We start from the raw sequence: 17,105 nt of genomic DNA on the forward strand, positions 1-17,105 counted from the left end.
CGTGGCCCGGCGTCAGTTCGCCGCGAAGGAGACGAAGAGGTACTCGGGCGTGGACTTCTCCGAGTACGGCTTGCGCACCGTGGTACGGGAGATGAACAGGCGCCCGTTGTGGTAGCGGTACTCGGAGTGGTCCTTCGAGAAGCCGGTCTCCATGCGCTGGCTCGCCTTCTCGACAGGGTTCTGCATCAGCAGGGTCTCCTTCATCGTCTTGCCGTCGATGCTGACGACCTGGCCGCCTCCGTCGTACGGGGGCACCTTGTAGGCGATGATGTTCGACCCGTCCATGCGCAGCGGGAACATGGTGTACCGCTCGCCCGCGTCGGCGCGGTCGCTGGTGGCCTTGCCGGTCTCCAGGTCGAAGGAGACGATCTCGTTGGTCCGGCCGACGGAGGCCGAGCCCTGGTGCTCGTACGACGGCAGGTAGACCTTGCCGTTGCCGACGACCATGCTCGAACACTGCTCGACCTCGGTGGCGGGGCACCTGGGGGCGTAGCTGCCGCCGGCGAGGCCGATACGGGTCTTGAGCTGGCCCGCGTCGTCGACGACGAAGAGGTCGCTGACGTTGGTGGCGTTCTTGGCGGTGTTGCCGACGTTGGCGGCGACGATGAGCGGCTTGGTGGAGATGATGCCGGCCCACTCGATGCCCGCGGACAGCTTGTACTGGTACTTCGGCGCGCCGGTGGCGGGGTCGAGGGCCTGCGCGTACAGGGTCGGGCTGGAGCCCCGGCCGCACTTGCGCAGGGCTGCGAGGGCCTCGCCGCCGGCGTAGCCGAGGTCGTAGCAGCCTTCGCCGTCGGTCTTCGGGGTCCACAGGGACTTGCCGTCGGCGAGGTTCCAGGCGGCGCCGCCGTACAGGCCGCCCGCGGCGACGGTCTGGCCGCTGATGGTGACCTCGCTGAAGGCGACCGGCTTGTCGCCGCCGGTGGCGGACTTGGCGGTGGCGGACCAGAGGAGCTTGCCGGTGTTCAGGTCGAGGACGCCGACCTGGGTGCACTGGGGGTACTTCTTCTCGTTGGTCGCCAGGCCCTCCTCGAAGAGGATGGCGGTCTTGTTGTCGCTGATGTGCTTGGTGGCGCCGCAGACGTTGGCGGGCAGCGGCAGTTCCCACTTCTTGCCGCCGTCGACCAGGTTGTAGCCGACGACCTTGGCCACGTCGGACTTGGCGTAGACGGTGTCGGTCAGCCAGGAGCCGTCGACGGAGACCACGTCGGGCGGGGTCGGGCTGGGGACGTTGACCAGCGTCTTCGACTTGGGGTTGGAGGGGACCTTCTCGCTGCCGGGGGTGCCCGCGGGGCCGCCCTTGTCGCCCTCGGGCGAGCCGCTGGCGCCGTTCGCGGTGGGCTGGGCTCCGCCGTCGTCGCCGGAGACGTACCAGAAGCCGCCGCCGATGATGAGGGCCATGGCCAGTACGGCCGCGCCGACGATCGCCAGCTGGTTGCGCTTGTCGTTGTTCCCGCCGCCGGGGGCGGCGTACTGCGGCTGGGCCGGGGCCTGGAGCGTGTTCGGCTGCTGCGGGTGGCCGTAGCCGGGCTGGGCCTGGGGCTGCGGGTAGCCGTAGCCGGCCTGGGGGGCCGGGACCGTGGGCGGCTGGGCCGGGGGCTGCGGGGGGCCGGGCGGCGGCGGGGGGCCGCCGAAACCGCCGGAGGGCGGCTGGCTGGGGGGCGGCGGGGTACTCATCGCTTGCTACTGCCTCTCGGTGGGGCGCTCGGTGGACTCGTTCACTTGCCGAAGACCATCAGGAGCCTCTCGTCCTGGCCGTTGCCGGTCAGCGAGGCGGCGGAGGTGACGAACCGGCCGTCCTCGAAGGCCCGCCGCCCGTTGGAGAGGAAGGATCCCTCGACCTTCGCTGCGGGGCCGGACGGCATGCGCAGCAGCGTCTTGGGCTCGCCGCCGGCGGCGGGCATGGAGAGGATCTCGCCGGGCTCGTCGCGCAGGCCGGCGCGGTAGACGGTCAGCTGTCCGTTCGCCGCCTTGAGCGGGTGGAACACGCGCTGGTCCCCGGCGGCGCGGCGCCACTTGGCCTTGCCGGTCGCGAGGTCGAAGGCGACGACCTCGTTGTTGGTGCCCTTGTCCGTCAGCGTGTTCAGGTAGAGCGTGTCGCCGTCCACGGCGGAGGCGCCGCAGCCCTGGAGGTTGTCGCTGCTGCCGGCGCCGCAGTTGACCTGGAAGTTCCCCTCGGCGGCCATGCTGGAGCGCTTCTTGCCGTCCGGGGTCAGGGCGATGACGGCCCGCTCCTTGGTCTCGCGGTTGCCGATGTCGAGGACGATCGGGGAGACGGAGTACACGCCGGTGACGCGCCAGCCCTTGGGCAGCCGGTAGGACCAGGTCTTCTTGCCGGTGACCGGGTCGGCGTCCTGCACCTCGATGGTCTTGTCGGCGTCCATGCACAGGGCGATGCCGAGCATCTTGCCGTTGCCGGCGGCGTACTGGCTGGGCTGGCAGCCCTCGGGGCCGCTGCCGGAGAAGAGCTTCTCGCCGGTGCTGACGCGGTAGGCGCTGGTGGCGGCCATCCGGTTCACGGCGACGGTGTCGCCGGTGAGGGCCAGCCCGACGTCGACGCCGCCGCCGTCGAAGAGGTTCTCCTTGTCGACCGGCTTCGTCCAGCCCTCCTTGCCCGCCTTGAGGTCGATCAGTTTCATCTGGTTGCAGTCGGCGTTGGATCCGCCGCCGTCCTTGACGACGATGACGGTCTTGCCGTCGGCGGTGGTCTGGTCGGTGAGCCCGCAGATCTCGGCGCGGACGTCGATCTTCCACTTCTCCTTGCCGTCGGTGACGGCATAGCCCACGACGGACTTGTCGATCGTCTTGACGACGGTGTCACCCACGACCCACTGCCCCTGCGTCGGGATGCCGGCCCCGGGACCGGTGAGCTTGGCCGTCTTGAACCACATGACCTTGTCCTCGCCGGGCTTGCGGCCCGCGTTGAGGTCGGTCTGGTCCGCGCCTCCGTTGCCGCTGCCGTCGCCCTTGTCCACGGACGGGGAGCCCGAGGGCTTGGGGTCGGCGGGCGTCGAGCCCTGCGCGACGGGCGTCTTGGGGCCGTCGTCACCGCTCAGGAAGGCGAAGTAGGCGCCGGTGCCCAGTACGAGGACACCCGCGACCGCCGCCGCGACGATGACCGCGCCCTTGCGCCGGACCGGTCCGCCCGGCGCCGGCGGGCCGGGGGGCATGCCCGGCCCGGGCGGGAAGCCGTACCCGCCGTGCTGGACGAGCGGCTGCGGCACCGTCGGCGGCTGTTGCGCGTACGGGTTGGCGCCCTGCGGCGGGTAGCCGTAGCCCTGCTGCGGCGGCCCGGGCAGGTGACCGTAACCGGAAGGGGACGGCGGCTGGTTCGGCGGCTGGGGCGGCTCGGTCATCAGCGCATACCTTCGGGTTCGGGCGGTGGGGGCGGTCCGGAGACCGACGAAGAACCGACCCTTTCTATCACCCGTGGCCGACACTCAACGGGCCGGTCGCACCCCTGTTCCCAAGGGAGGACCGGCCCGTGACACGGCCGTTATCCGTCCGGCCGGCGTTTTCCGGGGGCCGCGGGGCGGCGCCGGACTCAGGCCTCTTCGGCCAGTTCCAGCCAGCGCATCTCCAAGTCGTCGCGCTCGGAGATCAGTTCCCGCAGCTCCGCGTCGAGCTTGGCGACCTTGTCGTAGTCGGTGGAGTGCTCGGCGATCTGCGCGTGCAGGCTCGTCTCGCGGTCCGACATCTTGTTGAGCTGGCGCTCGATCTTCTGGAGCTCCTTCTTCGCGGCGCGCGAGTCGCCCGAGGCCGTCGACTTGACGGCGGCGGCCGGGGCCGGCGCCGGGGCGGCGGCCTCGATCATCCGTCGGCGGCGCTCCAGGTACTCGTCCAGGCCGCGCGGCAGCATCCGCAGGCTCGCGTCGCCGAGCAGGGCCATCACCGTGTCGGTGGTGCGCTCGATGAAGAACCGGTCGTGGGAGATCACGATCATCGAGCCCGGCCAGCCGTCGAGGAGGTCCTCCAGCTGGGTGAGGGTCTCGATGTCGAGGTCGTTGGTGGGCTCGTCGAGGAAGAGGACGTTCGGCTCGTCCATCAGCAGGCGCAGGATCTGCAGCCGGCGCCGCTCGCCGCCGGAGAGGTCGCCGACCGGCGTCCACTGCTTCTCCTTGGTGAACCCGAACTGCTCGCACAGCTGCCCCGCCGTCATCTCGCGGCCCTTGCCGAGGTCGACGCGGTCGCGGACGCGCTGGACGGCCTCCAGGACGCGCAGCGACGGGTCGAGCTCGCCGACCTCCTGGGAGAGGTAGGCCAGGCGCACCGTCTTGCCGACCGTCACGGAGCCCTCGGCGGGCTGCACCTCGCCCTGGGTGCGGGCGGCCTCGGCCAGGGCCCGCAGCAGGGAGGTCTTGCCGGCGCCGTTGACGCCGACCAGGCCGACGCGGTCGCCCGGGCCCAGGTGCCAGGTGAGGTGCTTGAGCAGGGTCTTGGGACCGGCCTGGACGGTGACGTCCTCCAGGTCGAAGACCGTCTTGCCGAGGCGGGCGTTGGCGAACTTCATCAGCTCGGACTTGTCGCGCGGCGGCGGCACGTCGGCGATCAGCTCGTTGGCGGCCTCGATGCGGTAGCGCGGCTTGGAGGTCCGGGCGGGGGCGCCGCGGCGCAGCCAGGCCAGCTCCTTGCGCATCAGGTTCTGCCGCTTGGCCTCCTCGGTGGCGGCGATCCGGTCGCGCTCGGCGCGGGCGAAGACGTAGTCGCTGTAGCCGCCCTCGTACTCGTAGACGGAACCGCGCTGCACGTCCCACATGCGGGTGCAGACCTGGTCGAGGAACCAGCGGTCGTGGGTGACGCAGACGAGGGCGGAGCGGCGGGCCTGGAGGTGGCCGGCCAGCCAGGAGATGCCCTCGACGTCGAGGTGGTTGGTGGGCTCGTCGAGGACGAGGAGGTCCTGGTCGGCGATGAGCAGCTTGGCGAGCGCGATGCGGCGGCGCTCGCCGCCGGAGAGCGGACCGATGACGGTGTCGAGGCCCTGGCCGAAGCCGGGCAGGTCGAGGCCGCCGAAGAGACCGGTGAGGACGTCGCGGATCTTGGCGTTGCCGGCCCACTCGTGGTCGGCCATGTCGCCGATGATCTCGTGCCGGACGGTGGCGGACGGGTCGAGGGAGTCGTGCTGGGTGAGCACGCCCATCTGCAGGCCGCTGTTCTGGGTGACCCGGCCGGAGTCGGGCTCCTCCAGCTTGGCCAGCATCCGGATGAGGGTGGTCTTGCCGTCGCCGTTGCGGCCGACGACGCCGATCCGGTCTCCCTCGGACACGCCGAGGGAGATGCCGTCGAGCAGGGTACGGGTGCCGTACACCTTGCTGACTGCCTCGACATTGACCAGATTGACGGCCATCAGACGCGCTCCAGGGAAAGGGTGTGGATCAGCCCCTCAGCCTAACCCTCCGGACGGAGGCGGAACGTTCCACCAGCCAGGCGCCCCCCACTGCCATGCCGATGGCGGCGGGCGCGGTGACCGGCAGGGCGATCAGGGTGGCGGTGTGCCCCTCCAGGAGGCCGCCGAGGCCGGTCGTGGACAGGCCGAGGACGCCCAGCAGGCACAGGGTGGTGCCCAGGGCGGCGGCGGGCCCGCTGCCGGGGGCGGCGGACGCGGGCCGCGGCGCCTCGAAGCGGCGGAAGCAGGCCACGAGCGCGGCCGTGAGGGCGGCCGCCAGGAGGATCCGCGGCGGCACCTGCGCCCACCAGGCGGCGGTGGCCGGCTCGGGCAGCGGCAGACCCAGGGCGAGCTGGGCGGCGTACACGGCCAGCATGGCGGTGAGGTGCCAGAGGAAGGCGGTCATGGCGACGCCGTTGGCGGCGACGACCCCGCGCCAGACCCGCGGCCGGGCGAGCCAGGCCGTCGCGGGCCGGGCGAGCAGCTGGACGGCGCCGGCCAGCCACATGCCGTGGCAGAGCAGGGCGAGGGTGGGCGGGGCCATGTTGGACACCTTCTCCCCGGGCATCCCGACCATGGACAGCGGGTACGGTCCGGCCGCGACGAGCAGCACCGCCCCGGCGAGCCCGGCGGCGCCGAGGAGGGCGGGCCGGGTGATGCGGCCGTCGGCGCGCAGGAAGCCGAGCTGGTGCACGGCGAGCCAGACGAAGGCGAAGTTCAGGAACTCCGCGTACGGGACGCCGAGCGCGAAGCGCAGTACGTCGACCAGGGCCGCGGCGCCGGCGAGGGCGGCGAGGGCGGCCCAGCCCCAGCGGGCGTGCAGCTTCAGCAGCGGCGGGGTGAAGGCCACCATCGCCAGGTAGATCCCGATGAACCACAGCGGCTGCGTCACCATCCGCAGCGCGGCGCCGGCCAGCCGGCCGTCGTCCGCGCCCGCGAGCTGCACGAGCAGGGCGAGCGCCGCCCAGACGAGGACGAAGGCCAGGGTGGGCCGCAGCAGCCGCTGGAGACGGGCGCGCAGGAAGACGGCGTAGACGGGCCGGCCCTCGGCGCGGCGCTCCAGCGAGCGGTACGACAGGGCGTGCGAGAACCCGCCGACGAAGAAGAACACCGGCATGACCTGCAGCCCCCAGGTGAGCACCTGGAGCGGGGGCACAAGCGCGAGGAGGTTCCCTATGCCGTCGGTGCTGACGGCGGCCATCAGCCAGTGCCCGAACACGACGGTGGCGAGGGAGGCGACCCGGAGCAGGTCCACGTACCGGTCGCGGGAGGCGGGCGTGGCGGCGGCCATGCCGCGTGCGCTGACTGTCATGCCCCTACGGTCGCGGCCGCGCCCCGCCCTCCGACAGGGCGCGGGTACTCATCCCGTGCCTAGGTAGCCGCGCGCGGCCGGGCGGCCCCGCGCCCTCCCGGCGCGCCCGCCTTCCCGGCCGTCGCTCAGGCGGTCACGGCCGTCGCTCAGGCGGTCACGGCCGTCGCTCAGGCGGTTACGGCCGTCGCTCAGGCGGTCACGGCCGTCGCTCAGGCGGTTACGGCCGTCGCTCCGGGGGCCGGGGAGGAGGTGACCCGGGTGGCACGGCAGGTGCCGGAGGCCTCCAGCGCGGCGGCGACCTCCGCGGCGGATTCGGCGTCCCGCACCAGGAAGGCCGTCGTCGGCCCCGACCCTGAGACCAGTCCGGCCAGCGCCCCGGCGGCGACGCCCGCCGCGAGGGTGGCGGCGAGCTGCGGGCGCAGCGACAGGGCGGCGTCCTGGAGGCCGTTGGACCCGGGCAGGACGGCGGCCAGCGCGTCGGCGTCGCCCGAGGAGAGGGCTTCGAGCAGCGCCGGGGACGCCTCGGGCGCCGGCACGTCCGTACCGGCGGTCAGGCGGTCGAACTCGCGGAACACCGCCGGGGTGGACAGGCCCCCCTCGGCGACCGCGAACACCCAGTGGAACCGCCCGGCGGCCACCGGGGTGAGGAACTCGCCGCGCCCGGTGCCCAGCGCGGCGCCCCCGACGAGGCTGAAGGGGACGTCGCTGCCCAGCTCCGCGCAGAGGTCCAGCAGTTCCTCGCGGGGGGTGTCCAGCTTCCACAGCAGGTCGCACGCCAGCAGCGCACCCGCCCCGTCGGCGCTGCCGCCGGCCATCCCGCCGGCCACGGGGATGTTCTTGGCGATGTGGAGGTGGACGGCGGGCTCGACGCCGGCGCGGGCCGCGAGGAGCTCGGCGGCGCGCGCCGCGAGGTTGGTGCGGTCCAGCGGCACCTGGTCGGAGTCGGGACCCTCGCAGGTCACCCTCAGCCCGTCGGCCGGGGTGGCGGTGACCTCGTCGAACAGGGAGACGGCCAGGAAGACGTTGGCGAGGTCGTGGAAACCGTCGGGGCGGGCGGCGCCCACCGCCAGCTGGACGTTGACCTTCGCGGGGACGCGTACCGTCACGCTCACAGCGCGGGCCTCCCGACGGCCGGCTTGTGCTCGGCGATCGCGGCGAACTCCTCCACCGTCAGGGACTCGCCGCGCGCCAGCGGGGAGATGCCGGCGCCGACCAGCGCCTCCTCGGCGGCGGCGGCCGACCCGGCCCAGCCGGCCAGCGCGGCGCGCAGCCCCTTGCGCCGCTGCGCGAAGGCGGCGTCGACGACCGCGAAGACCTCCGCCTTGGAGGCGGTGGTCTTCACCGGCTCGGAGCGCCGTACGAGGGAGACGAGCCCGGAGTCGACGTTCGGCGCGGGCCAGAAGACGTTGCGGCCGATGGCTCCGGCGCGCTTGACGTCCGCGTACCAGGCGGCCTTGACGGAGGGGACTCCGTACACCTTGTTGCCGGGGCGGGCGGCGAGCCGGTCGGCGACCTCGGACTGGACCATGACGAGGGTCCGCTCGATGCTCGGGAAGCGGTCGAGCATGGTCAGCAGGACCGGCACGGCCACGTTGTAGGGCAGGTTCGCGACGAGCGCGGTCGGCGCCGGGCCGGGGAGCTCGGTGACGAGCATCGCGTCGGAGTGGACCAGAGCGAAACGGTCCTTCCGGTGCGGCATCCGCGCCTCGATGGTGGCGGGCAGCGCGGCGGCCAGGACGTCGTCGATCTCGACGGCGGTCACCCGGTCGGCGGCCTCCAGCAGGGCGAGCGTCAGCGAACCCAGGCCCGGACCGACCTCCACGACCACGTCGTCCGGACGCACCCCGGCGGTGCGCACGATCCGGCGCACCGTGTTGGCGTCGATGACGAAGTTCTGGCCCTTCTGCTTCGTCGGGCGTACGCCGAGGACGGCGGCCAGCTCTCGGATGTCGGCCGGCCCGAGGAGGGCGTCGGAAGGGACCTCGGAGGTCTCGTGGGGCTGCTGCTCTGCGGTGCTCACCGCTCAAGCCTACGGCCGCAGTGCGGCCACGGACTCGCCCCCCGCTGCACGTAGAGCTTCTTCGCCCGGTACGTCTGCTCCGAGGCCGGTGCGTCCTGCGGGCGGCCGCTGCCGCCGAGGGCCCGCCAGGTGCTCACGTCGAACTGGTAGAGGCCGCCGTAGGTGCCCGAGGGGTCGGTGGCGGAGGGGCGGCCGCCGGATTCGCACTGGGCCAGGGCGGCCCAGTTGAGGCCGTCGGCCCCGGCGACGGAGGTGGGCAGCGGCTTCGTGCCGACCAGCACCCGCTGGGTGACGGGCTCCCGGACGACCTCCTCGGCGATCTTCCTGGGCTGCTGGCGGACCCCGTTGACGGTGCGCAGGGCGTACGTGACCCGGCGCGCCCCGGGCCGTCCGACGCGCTCGACGACCTCGGTGCCGGCGAAGAGCCCGGGGTCCTCGACGCGTTCGGTGTCGTACGGGATGCGTTCCTCGCGGACCTCACGGGTGCCGGTGATGCGCAGCACGGTGACGGTCTGGCCGTCGCGGGGGAAGGAGTCCGGGGGGACGGAGGTGGTGTCCTGGCCGTGGAGGGTGATGCCGGCCTGGTCGAGGGCCTCCTTGACGGTGGCGGCGTTGGTGCGGATGGTGCGTTCGCGGCCGTCGGCCATGAAGGTGACGCCGCGTTCGGTGCGCACGCCGAGGGTGAGGCCGGTACGGGGGACGGGTGCGGTGCGGGGGGTGGAGAGGTAGGCGCCCTCGACGCGTACGCCGAGCTGGCGCAGGGCCGCGTCCACGGTGCGGGCGGTGGTCCAGGTCTGGCGGGTGGTGCCGTCGAGGGTGAGCCGCAGGGGGCGGCCGTAGCGGACGACGACCTGCTGGCCGTCGTCGAGGGCGGAGCCGGGTGCGGGGGCGACGAGGTCGTGGGGGCCGACGCCGAGGCCTTCGGACGCGAGGAGTTCGTCGACGCTCCCGGCGAAGGTGTGCAGGGTGCGCGGTACTCCGTCGACGGTGAGCCGGACGGCCTTGTCGGCGGCGACGAAGGCGGTGGTGCCGCCGGCCAGGAAGGCCACGACGAGGGCTTGGGGGACGATGCGCCGCCAGCTGTCGCGGGCGGTGGCCGCGCCCGGGCCGGCCGGGGCGGGGGCGGAGCGCCTGCGCCGGCCGGCCCGGGGGCCGGGCGGGCGGGCGGCGACGGGGTCGGCGTCCGGGGCGGCCGGGGGCGGCGGCGCCGGTTCGGCGGTGGTGCGGCGGCGGCTGCCGGTGGCGGCTCTGCGCCGGCCGCCGGGGCGGTCGGGGTCCGGGCGGCCGGGGTCCGGGGCGAGTGGCGGGGCGGGCGGCGGGGTGTCGGCGGGGGCCGCCGCCGCGCGGCGCCGGGCGGCCCGGCGGCCCTCGGCGCGGGGGGCGGGGACCTGGGGGTCGGGGTGGGCGTACGGGCCTTCGTACGGGCCGGGGTCCCGCTGGGTCTCCGGCCAGGGGGCACGGCGGTGACTGCCCTGCGTCTCGCTCACGTCGCTCGCTCCACTGGTGTCGCTCGCTCCACTGGTCCCGCCCCGGCTGCTCGGGCACGGCACCCTAGCGGCAGCGGGCGTCACGCATCAAAGCCGTTCGACCACACAGCGTGTCGTCCGAACGGCTGCGCGAGGGCGCGGCGGGGGTGGTGGGGTGGCGGCCGGTCAGTAGTCGAAGGCGCGGGCCGTGTTCGCGGCGAGGGCGGTGGCCATGGCGTCCTCGTCGATGCCGCGTACCGCGGCCATGGCCCGCACCGTCAGCGGAATGAGGTACGGGGCGTTGGGCCGTCCGCGGTAGGGCGCGGGGGTGAGGTACGGGGCGTCCGTCTCGACCAGCACCAGTTCGAGAGGGGCGACGGCCAGGGCCTCGCGCAGCGGTGCGGCGTTCTTGAAGGTGACGGTGCCGGCGAAGGACATGTAGTAGCCGGCGGCGGCGCACTCGCGGGCCATCGCGGCGTCGCCGGAGTAGCAGTGGAAGACGGTGCGTTCGGGGGCGCCCTCCTCCCGCAGGATCCGCAGGACGTCGGCGTGGGCGTCGCGGTCGTGGATGACGAGGGCCTTGCCCTGCCGCTTGGCGATCTCGATGTGGGCCCGGAAGGAACGCTCCTGCGCGGCCATCCCCTCGGGGCCGGTGCGGAAGTGGTCGAGGCCGGTCTCGCCGACCGCCTTGACGTGGTCCAGCGCGGCGAGCGCCTCGATCTCGGCGAGCGCGTCGTCGAGCGCCGCCTGGCCGCCGCCCGGCCGGGCGCCCTGCCGGGACCAGCCTCCCGCGGGGTCTCCGTGGACGATGCGGGGGGCCTCGTTCGGGTGGAGGGCCACGGCGGCGTGGACGTTGGCGTGGGCGGCCGCGGTCTCGGCCGCCCAGCGCGAGCCCTTCACGTCGCATCCCACCTGGACGACGGTGGTCACGCCCACGGACGCGGCCTTCGCGAGCCCCTCCTCGACCGTGCCGGACTGCATGTCGAGGTGCGTGTGGGAGTCGGCCACCGCCACCCGGAGCGGCTCGGGCAGCGGAGGCGGGACGTCCTTCGACGCGGCCTTCGAGTCGGCCTTCGGCGCGGTCTGGGACGCGTTCTCGCCGGCGGCGGCCGTGGAGGAGGAGGGGCTAGAGCTCATGAGCCGATCTTATGACCGCCCGAAGAACCCCCGGAGGCGGGAGAGCGGGCCGCGGCGCCGCTCGGAGACGTCGACGGCCACGGGCCCCGGGGAGTCGTGCGCCGGGCCCCCGCGCGGCTTCGGGGGGCGGGGGGCGTTCTCCCCGGCCGGGACGGGTCCGGCGATCCCGGGGGCGATGCGGTGGTGGTAGAGCCGGTCGATGGTGCCGAGCACCGTGGAGACCTGGCCCTCGCGCATGATCCGTACGACGTGTCCGCCGCAGTTGAGGCAGGTCGGGTTCGACAGCGGGGAGGGCACCCGCTCGCCGTTCACCGTGTACATGATGAACGGCTCGCCCTTGCCGTCGACGTGGTGCTCTATCGCGTAGGCCTGCTCCCAGCCGTAGCCGCACTTCATGCACGCGAAGGAGTACGCCTCGTGCACGGTCTGTACGCCGGAGGCGGGAACAGGGACCGGTCCCGCGGCCGTGACGGATACCGGGGTGTCTGCGATCTCACTCATGCCAGCTCCTCTTGTTCCACTGGTGCCATGTCCAGTGGACGCCTCTTCGGGCGGGAGCGCATCAGGCCATGTCCAGTTATGGACGGTCTTTGGCCCAGTCATGCCCAAAGACGCCGGGTGCGCGGTCTGAGCTTTGCTTTTCAGGTTAGCCCTTTACCGGTTCACGGCATCTTCTGTGGCGCGTTCTTTGCCGCCACGACCGCGTCGAAGACCTCGCGCTTGGGTACGCCGGCCTCCGCCGCGACCGCCGCGATGGCCTCCTTGCGGCGCTCGCCGGCCTCCTCGCGCACGCGTACGCGCCGCACCAGCTCCTCGTCGTCCACGTCGCCGGGCGCGGCCGCCGGGGCGCCTTCCACGACGACGGTGATCTCACCGCGCACGCCTTCGGCCGCCCACTCGGCGAGCTCGCCGAGGCCGCCGCGCTTGACCTCCTCGTACGTCTTCGTCAGCTCGCGGCACACGGCCGCCCGCCGGCCGGCGCCGAACACCTCGGCCATGGCCGCCAGGGTGTCGTCGAGCCGGTGCGGCGCCTCGAAGTAGACGAGCGTGCGCCGCTCGCCCTCCACCTCGCGGAGCCGGCCGAGGCGCTCGCCCGCCTTGCGCGGCAGGAAGCCCTCGAAGCAGAAGCGGTCCACGGGCAGCCCGGACAGGGCGAGCGCGGTGAGCACGGCGGACGGGCCGGGCACGGCCGTGACCTTGATGTCCTTCTCGACGGCGGCGGCGACCAGCCGGTAGCCGGGGTCGGAGACCGAGGGCATTCCGGCGTCCGTCACCAGCAGCACCCGCCGGCCGGCCTCCAGCGCCTCGACCAGTTCGGGGGTGCGGGCGGACTCGTTGCCCTCGAAGTACGACAGGACGCGCCCGGTGGTGTGCACGCCGAGCCCCTGCGTGAGCCGGCGCAGCCGGCGGGTGTCCTCGGCGGCGATCACATCGGCCCGCTCCAGTTCGGCCGCGAGCCGGGGCGGGGCGTCGGCGAGATCGCCGATGGGGGTCCCGGCGAGGACGAGTACGCCGTGGGAGGGGGAGGCTTCGGCACCGCGGGGCTGGTCAGCTGTCACCGGCTCATCCTCTCATTGGGGCTCGTGGGGACTGGGGCTCGCACAGGGGCGTTCCCTACGATGACCCGGTGACCAGTACCGCGACGCCGCCGCCCAGCCCCGCGGGGGCCCCGCCCGTCCCGCCGGGCGGAGGCGACTCCGACTACGAGCCGCCCGTGTGGCTGCGCCGCCTGCGCGCGTTCGGCTACGCGCCGGCCGCGCCGGTGACCGATGTCCGCACCCGCCTCGTGCCCCCGTACGCACGCCCCTCCGCGCAGCTGTGGACGGCGCTCGGGATCCCCGGGCCGAGCCGGCGGACCTGGCGGCGGGTGATGGCCTGGGCGGGTCCGCTGCTGGTCACGCTGGTGGCGGGGGTGCTGCGGTTCACGCACCTGGGCAGCCCCAAGGCGGTGATATTCGACGAGACGTACTACGCCAAGGACGCGTGGGCCACCATCAAGCAGGGCTACGAAGCCAGCTGGCCCAAGGATGTCGACAAGTCGATTCTGTCGAATCCCGACGCCGTACCGCTCCCCCTGGACCCGGGTTACGTGGTGCACCCGCCCGTCGGCAAATGGGTGATCGGCCTCGGCGAGTGGATGTTCGGCTTCGAACCCTTCGGCTGGCGCTTCATGACGGCGGTGCTCGGCACCCTGTCGGTGCTGATGGTGTGCCGCATCGGCCGGCGCCTGTTCCGCTCCACCTTCCTCGGCTGCCTGGCGGGCGCGCTGCTGGCGGTCGACGGGCTGCACCTGGTGATGAGCCGGACCGCACTGCTCGACCTGGTGCTGATGTTCTTCGTCCTGGCGGCCTTCGGCGCGCTGGTCATCGACCGGGACAAGGCGCGCGCCCGGCTCGCGGCGGCCCTGCCGGTCGACGAGGAGGGCCGCGCCCACCCCGACGCGCGGATCGCGGAGACCCTGCGGCTGGGCCCGCGCCCGTACCGGCTGCTGGCCGGCGTCTGCCTGGGCCTGGCCTTCGGCACCAAGTGGAACGGCCTCGTCGTGCTGGCCTTCTTCGGGATCCTCACCGTGCTGTGGGACGCGGCCGCGCGCCGCACCGCCGGCGCGGGCGCCCCGTACGCGGCGATGCTGCGCCGCGACGCGCTGCCCGGCTTCCTGTCGACGGTGCCGGTGGCGGTCGCCGTGTACGCGGCCTCCTGGACGGGCTGGATCCTCAGCCCGGACAACGGCAAGGGCGGCTACTTCCGCGACTGGGCCGCCAAGAACGACCAGGACAGCGCGCTGTCCTTCCTCCCCGAGTGGCTGCGCAGCCTGTGGCACTACGAGACGGAGGTCTACCGGTTCCACGTGGGCCTGACCTCCGGCCACACCTACGAGTCCAACCCGTGGAGCTGGCTGGTCCTGGGCCGGCCCGTCTCCTACTTCTACGAGTCCCCGGCGCCCGGCACCGACGGCTGCCCCGCGTCCGAGGCGGGCAAGTGCGCGCGCGAGGTACTGGCCCTCGGCACGCCGCTGCTGTGGTGGGCGGGCTGCTTCGCGCTGCTGTACGTGCTGTACCGGTGGTTCTTCCGCCGGGACTGGCGCGCGGGGGCGATCGCGTGCGCGCTCGGCGCCGGCCTGCTGCCCTGGTTCAACTACCAGGAGCGGACCATCTTCTACTTCTACGCGGTGGTCTTCGTCCCGTACCTGTGCCTGGCGGTGGCGATGATGATCGGCGCCATGCTCGGCCCGGCGGGTTCCTCGGAGCGCCGGCGGGCCGTGGGCGCCATCGGCGCGGGCGTTCTCGTCCTGCTCATCATCTGGAACTTCATCTATTTCTGGCCGATCTACACCGGCCAGACCCTGCCGATGGACTCGTGGCGTGGCCGGATGTGGCTGGATACCTGGATCTGACCCCTACCGGCAGGTAAGGTCCCTTTCGTATGTTCTTTGAACACGTTCAGAGGACGGGGGCTCCTGGGGAGGGGACGCAGTGAACGGGGCGGCGAAAGGTGCCATCGTCGGCGGGGTGTTCCTCGCGATGGTCGGCGGAACGGCGTACGGGGTGTACACCCTGGTGGGGGAGAGCGGCGACCAGGGCGGCGGTACGCGGACCAGCGCGGCGCCCGCCGAGACGGCGAGCGGACCGGTCACCGGCAAGGAGGCCGCCGCCACCGCGCGGGCCTTCCTCGCCGCGTGGGCGGCCGGCGACGACCGCACGGCCGCCGAGCTCACCACCGACGCGCAGGCCGCGCGGACCGCGGTGGCCGACTACAGGGCCAAGGCGATGGTGGCCAAGGCCGTCATCACCCCCGGCACCGCGGAGGGCACCACCGTGCCGTTCAGGGTCGAGGCCGAGATCGGCTACGGGGGCACGACCAAGCCCCTCGCGTACGACTCGCGGCTGACCGTCGTACGCGGCGTCAGCGACGGCAGGCCGCTCGTCGACTGGCAGCCCTCCGTCATCCACCCGCAGCTCCAGAAGGACGAGAAGCTGCGCGCCGGCACCCCGGCCAGCCCGCCGGTCAAGGCGGTCGACCGCAACGGCAAGGAGCTGACGGCCGAGCAGTACCCGTCGCTGCGGCCGGTGCTGGACGCGCTGCGCAAGACGTACGGGGAGAAGACCGGCGGCACGCCCGGCGTCGAGCTGTGGATCGAACCCGCCGCCCAGGACGCGCCCAGGCGGAGCCTGCTGACGCTGGTGGAGGGCCGGCCCGGGGAGATCCGGACCGTGCTGGACGCCGATGTGCAGGCGGCGGCCGAGAAGGCGGTGGCCCAGCACGCCGAGGCCTCGGTCGTCGCCGTCCAGCCGAGCACCGGCGACATCCTGGCGGTGGCCAACCACCGCAGGGACGGCTTCAACGCGGCGATGCAGGGCCGGCGGGCACCCGGCTCGACGATGAAGATCGTGACCGCGGCGATGCTGCTGGAGAAGGGCCTGGTGGCGGCGGACCGCCCGGCGGACTGCGCGCCGAGCGTGTCGTGGGACGGCAAGCCCTTCCGGAACCTGGACGGCTTCTCGCTGAAGGGGCAGCCCTTCTCGACCAGCTTCGCCAAGTCCTGCAACACCGCCTTCATCGGCCTGATCGACGAGGTCGGCGACAACGGCGCGCTGCCGAGGGTGGCCAAGGAGGCCTTCGGCATCGGGCTGGACTGGAAGACCGGCATCCCGTCCCAGGACGGCAGCGTGCCGGTGACCTCCGGTGCGGCGGCGGCCGCCGAGTACATCGGCCAGGGGCCCGTCCTGATGAACCCCCTGAACATGGCCTCGATCACGGCGACCGCCCGGACCGGGGTGTTCCGTCAGCCGGTGCTGGTCAAGGCCTCGCTGGACGGCCGCGCCCTGGCCGCCGCCCCGCGCTCGCTGGCGCCCGGGGTGTCGGCGCAGCTGGTGCGGATGATGAAGCAGGCGGCCGCCCCCGGCGGCACCGCGGCGGGCGCCATGTCCGCGGTCGGCGGCTCCGACAAGGGTGCGAAGACCGGCTCGGCGGAGGTCGACGGCGCGGCGGCTCCGGACAGCTGGTTCACGGGCTTCCGGGGTGACGTGGCGGCGGCCGCGATGGTCGAGGGCGGCGGCCACGGCGGCGACAGCGCGGGCCCCGTCGTCGCGACCGTGCTGAACGCGTCCTGACGGGGGGCGCAGGCGGGGGGCGGGCCGGTCCGGAGGCTGCGGGCCGGCGGCGTGTCGGGCCAGGACGCGCGGGGAGCGGCGAACCGCCGGTGGGCCGCGCCGGGTAAAACGCCTCGCCCGCGACCCCCGCGCGGCGCTAGCGTCCCGGCATGACGACCACCACCGCGCACCCCCTGTTCGCCCGGGCCCTCACCGAGCTGGGCCTCGACCTCGACGTCCGCTCCTTCCCCGAAGGGACCCGTACGGCCGCCGACGCCGCCGCCGCGATCGGCTGCGAGCTCAGTCAGATCGTGAAGTCGCTGGTCTTCGCGGCGGACGGCGTCCCGGTGCTGGTCCTCATGGACGGCGCCTCCCGGGTCGACGTCGAGGCCGTACGGCGTCAACTCGGCGCCGCGAAAGTCACCCGCGCCGACGCCGCGCTGGTCCGCGAGACCACCGGCTACGCCATCGGCGGCGTCCCGCCCTTCGGCCACCGCACCCGCACCCGGGTGCTGGCCGACCGGTCGCTGCTGGAGCACGACGTGGTCTGGGCGGCGGCCGGCACCCCGCACACCGTGTTCCCCATGCCCCCGAAGGACCTCATCGGGCACGCCGCGGCCGCGCTGGCCGACGTACGCGAGACCGCCTGACCCCCGCCGGCCGGCGCGGCGGCGGGTCCGGCCCCGCGTACGCCGGC

Annotated in this window: 13 protein-coding genes; 3 read left to right on the plus strand and 10 right to left on the minus strand. The window is 73.7% G+C overall.

The features are described from left to right. Positions 1–12 precede the first annotated feature (12 nt). The 10 genes from ACZ51S_RS22180 to rsmI all read right to left on the minus strand — a co-directional run bounded on the left by ACZ51S_RS22180 (position 13) and on the right by rsmI (position 12,877). Positions 13–1,677 carry an outer membrane protein assembly factor BamB family protein gene (locus ACZ51S_RS22180; RefSeq protein ID WP_468476645.1) on the minus strand — a complete coding sequence of 555 codons (1,665 nt, stop codon included), beginning with the start codon at positions 1,675–1,677 and terminating at the stop codon, positions 13–15. A gap of 41 nt (positions 1,678–1,718) precedes the next feature. Further along, positions 1,719–3,356, minus strand: coding sequence for a PQQ-binding-like beta-propeller repeat protein (locus ACZ51S_RS22185; protein ID WP_468961774.1), 1,638 nt, complete (start codon positions 3,354–3,356; stop codon positions 1,719–1,721). A gap of 188 nt (positions 3,357–3,544) precedes the next feature. Continuing rightward, positions 3,545–5,344 (minus strand): ABC-F family ATP-binding cassette domain-containing protein, encoded by a 1,800-nt coding sequence (locus ACZ51S_RS22190; protein ID WP_388939252.1) that lies wholly within the window; start codon positions 5,342–5,344, stop codon positions 3,545–3,547. A gap of 28 nt (positions 5,345–5,372) precedes the next feature. Beyond that, complete coding sequence (locus ACZ51S_RS22195; RefSeq protein ID WP_468476647.1) at positions 5,373–6,695, minus strand: acyltransferase family protein; 1,323 nt, start codon at positions 6,693–6,695, stop codon at positions 5,373–5,375. Positions 6,696–6,904: 209 nt separating this feature from the next. Continuing rightward, a complete protein-coding gene (locus tag ACZ51S_RS22200; protein ID WP_468961775.1) occupies positions 6,905–7,807 on the minus strand; it encodes a 4-(cytidine 5'-diphospho)-2-C-methyl-D-erythritol kinase in 903 nt (300 codons plus the stop codon). Next, positions 7,804–8,715: a 16S rRNA (adenine(1518)-N(6)/adenine(1519)-N(6))-dimethyltransferase RsmA gene (rsmA, locus tag ACZ51S_RS22205; protein WP_388939257.1), complete on the minus strand. Its 912-nt coding sequence runs from the start codon at positions 8,713–8,715 to the stop codon at positions 7,804–7,806. Before rsmA ends, ACZ51S_RS22200 begins: the two co-directional genes overlap by 4 nt. Then, positions 8,712–10,202, minus strand: a complete 1,491-nt coding sequence (locus tag ACZ51S_RS22210) for a ubiquitin-like domain-containing protein (RefSeq protein WP_468476649.1) — start codon at positions 10,200–10,202, stop codon at positions 8,712–8,714. The genes rsmA and ACZ51S_RS22210 overlap by 4 nt, the downstream gene beginning before the upstream one ends. Positions 10,203–10,367: 165 nt before the next feature. Next, complete coding sequence (locus ACZ51S_RS22215) at positions 10,368–11,318, minus strand: TatD family hydrolase (RefSeq protein ID WP_468961777.1); 951 nt, start codon at positions 11,316–11,318, stop codon at positions 10,368–10,370. Positions 11,319–11,327: 9 nt separating this feature from the next. Continuing rightward, a complete protein-coding gene (locus ACZ51S_RS22220; protein ID WP_468476651.1) occupies positions 11,328–11,819 on the minus strand; it encodes a hypothetical protein in 492 nt (163 codons plus the stop codon). 161 nt (positions 11,820–11,980) lie between these two features. Beyond that, on the minus strand, positions 11,981–12,877 hold the full coding sequence (gene rsmI / locus ACZ51S_RS22225; protein ID WP_388939265.1) for a 16S rRNA (cytidine(1402)-2'-O)-methyltransferase: 897 nt from the start codon (positions 12,875–12,877) through the stop codon (positions 11,981–11,983). 68 nt (positions 12,878–12,945) lie between these two features. On the opposite strand from rsmI, the gene ACZ51S_RS22230 reads away from it, so the two are divergent. From ACZ51S_RS22230 to ACZ51S_RS22240, 3 genes are all read left to right on the plus strand, one after another. Continuing rightward, positions 12,946–14,712 (plus strand): dolichyl-phosphate-mannose--protein mannosyltransferase, encoded by a 1,767-nt coding sequence (locus tag ACZ51S_RS22230; protein ID WP_468476653.1) that lies wholly within the window; start codon positions 12,946–12,948, stop codon positions 14,710–14,712. A gap of 79 nt (positions 14,713–14,791) precedes the next feature. Continuing rightward, positions 14,792–16,429, plus strand: coding sequence for a penicillin-binding transpeptidase domain-containing protein (locus ACZ51S_RS22235; RefSeq protein ID WP_468803607.1), 1,638 nt, complete (start codon positions 14,792–14,794; stop codon positions 16,427–16,429). A gap of 149 nt (positions 16,430–16,578) precedes the next feature. Next, a complete protein-coding gene (locus ACZ51S_RS22240; RefSeq protein ID WP_468476655.1) occupies positions 16,579–17,058 on the plus strand; it encodes a YbaK/EbsC family protein in 480 nt (159 codons plus the stop codon). Positions 17,059–17,105: the final 47 nt, after the last annotated feature.

Source organism: Streptomyces sp. NPDC034043 (genome assembly GCF_055575675.1).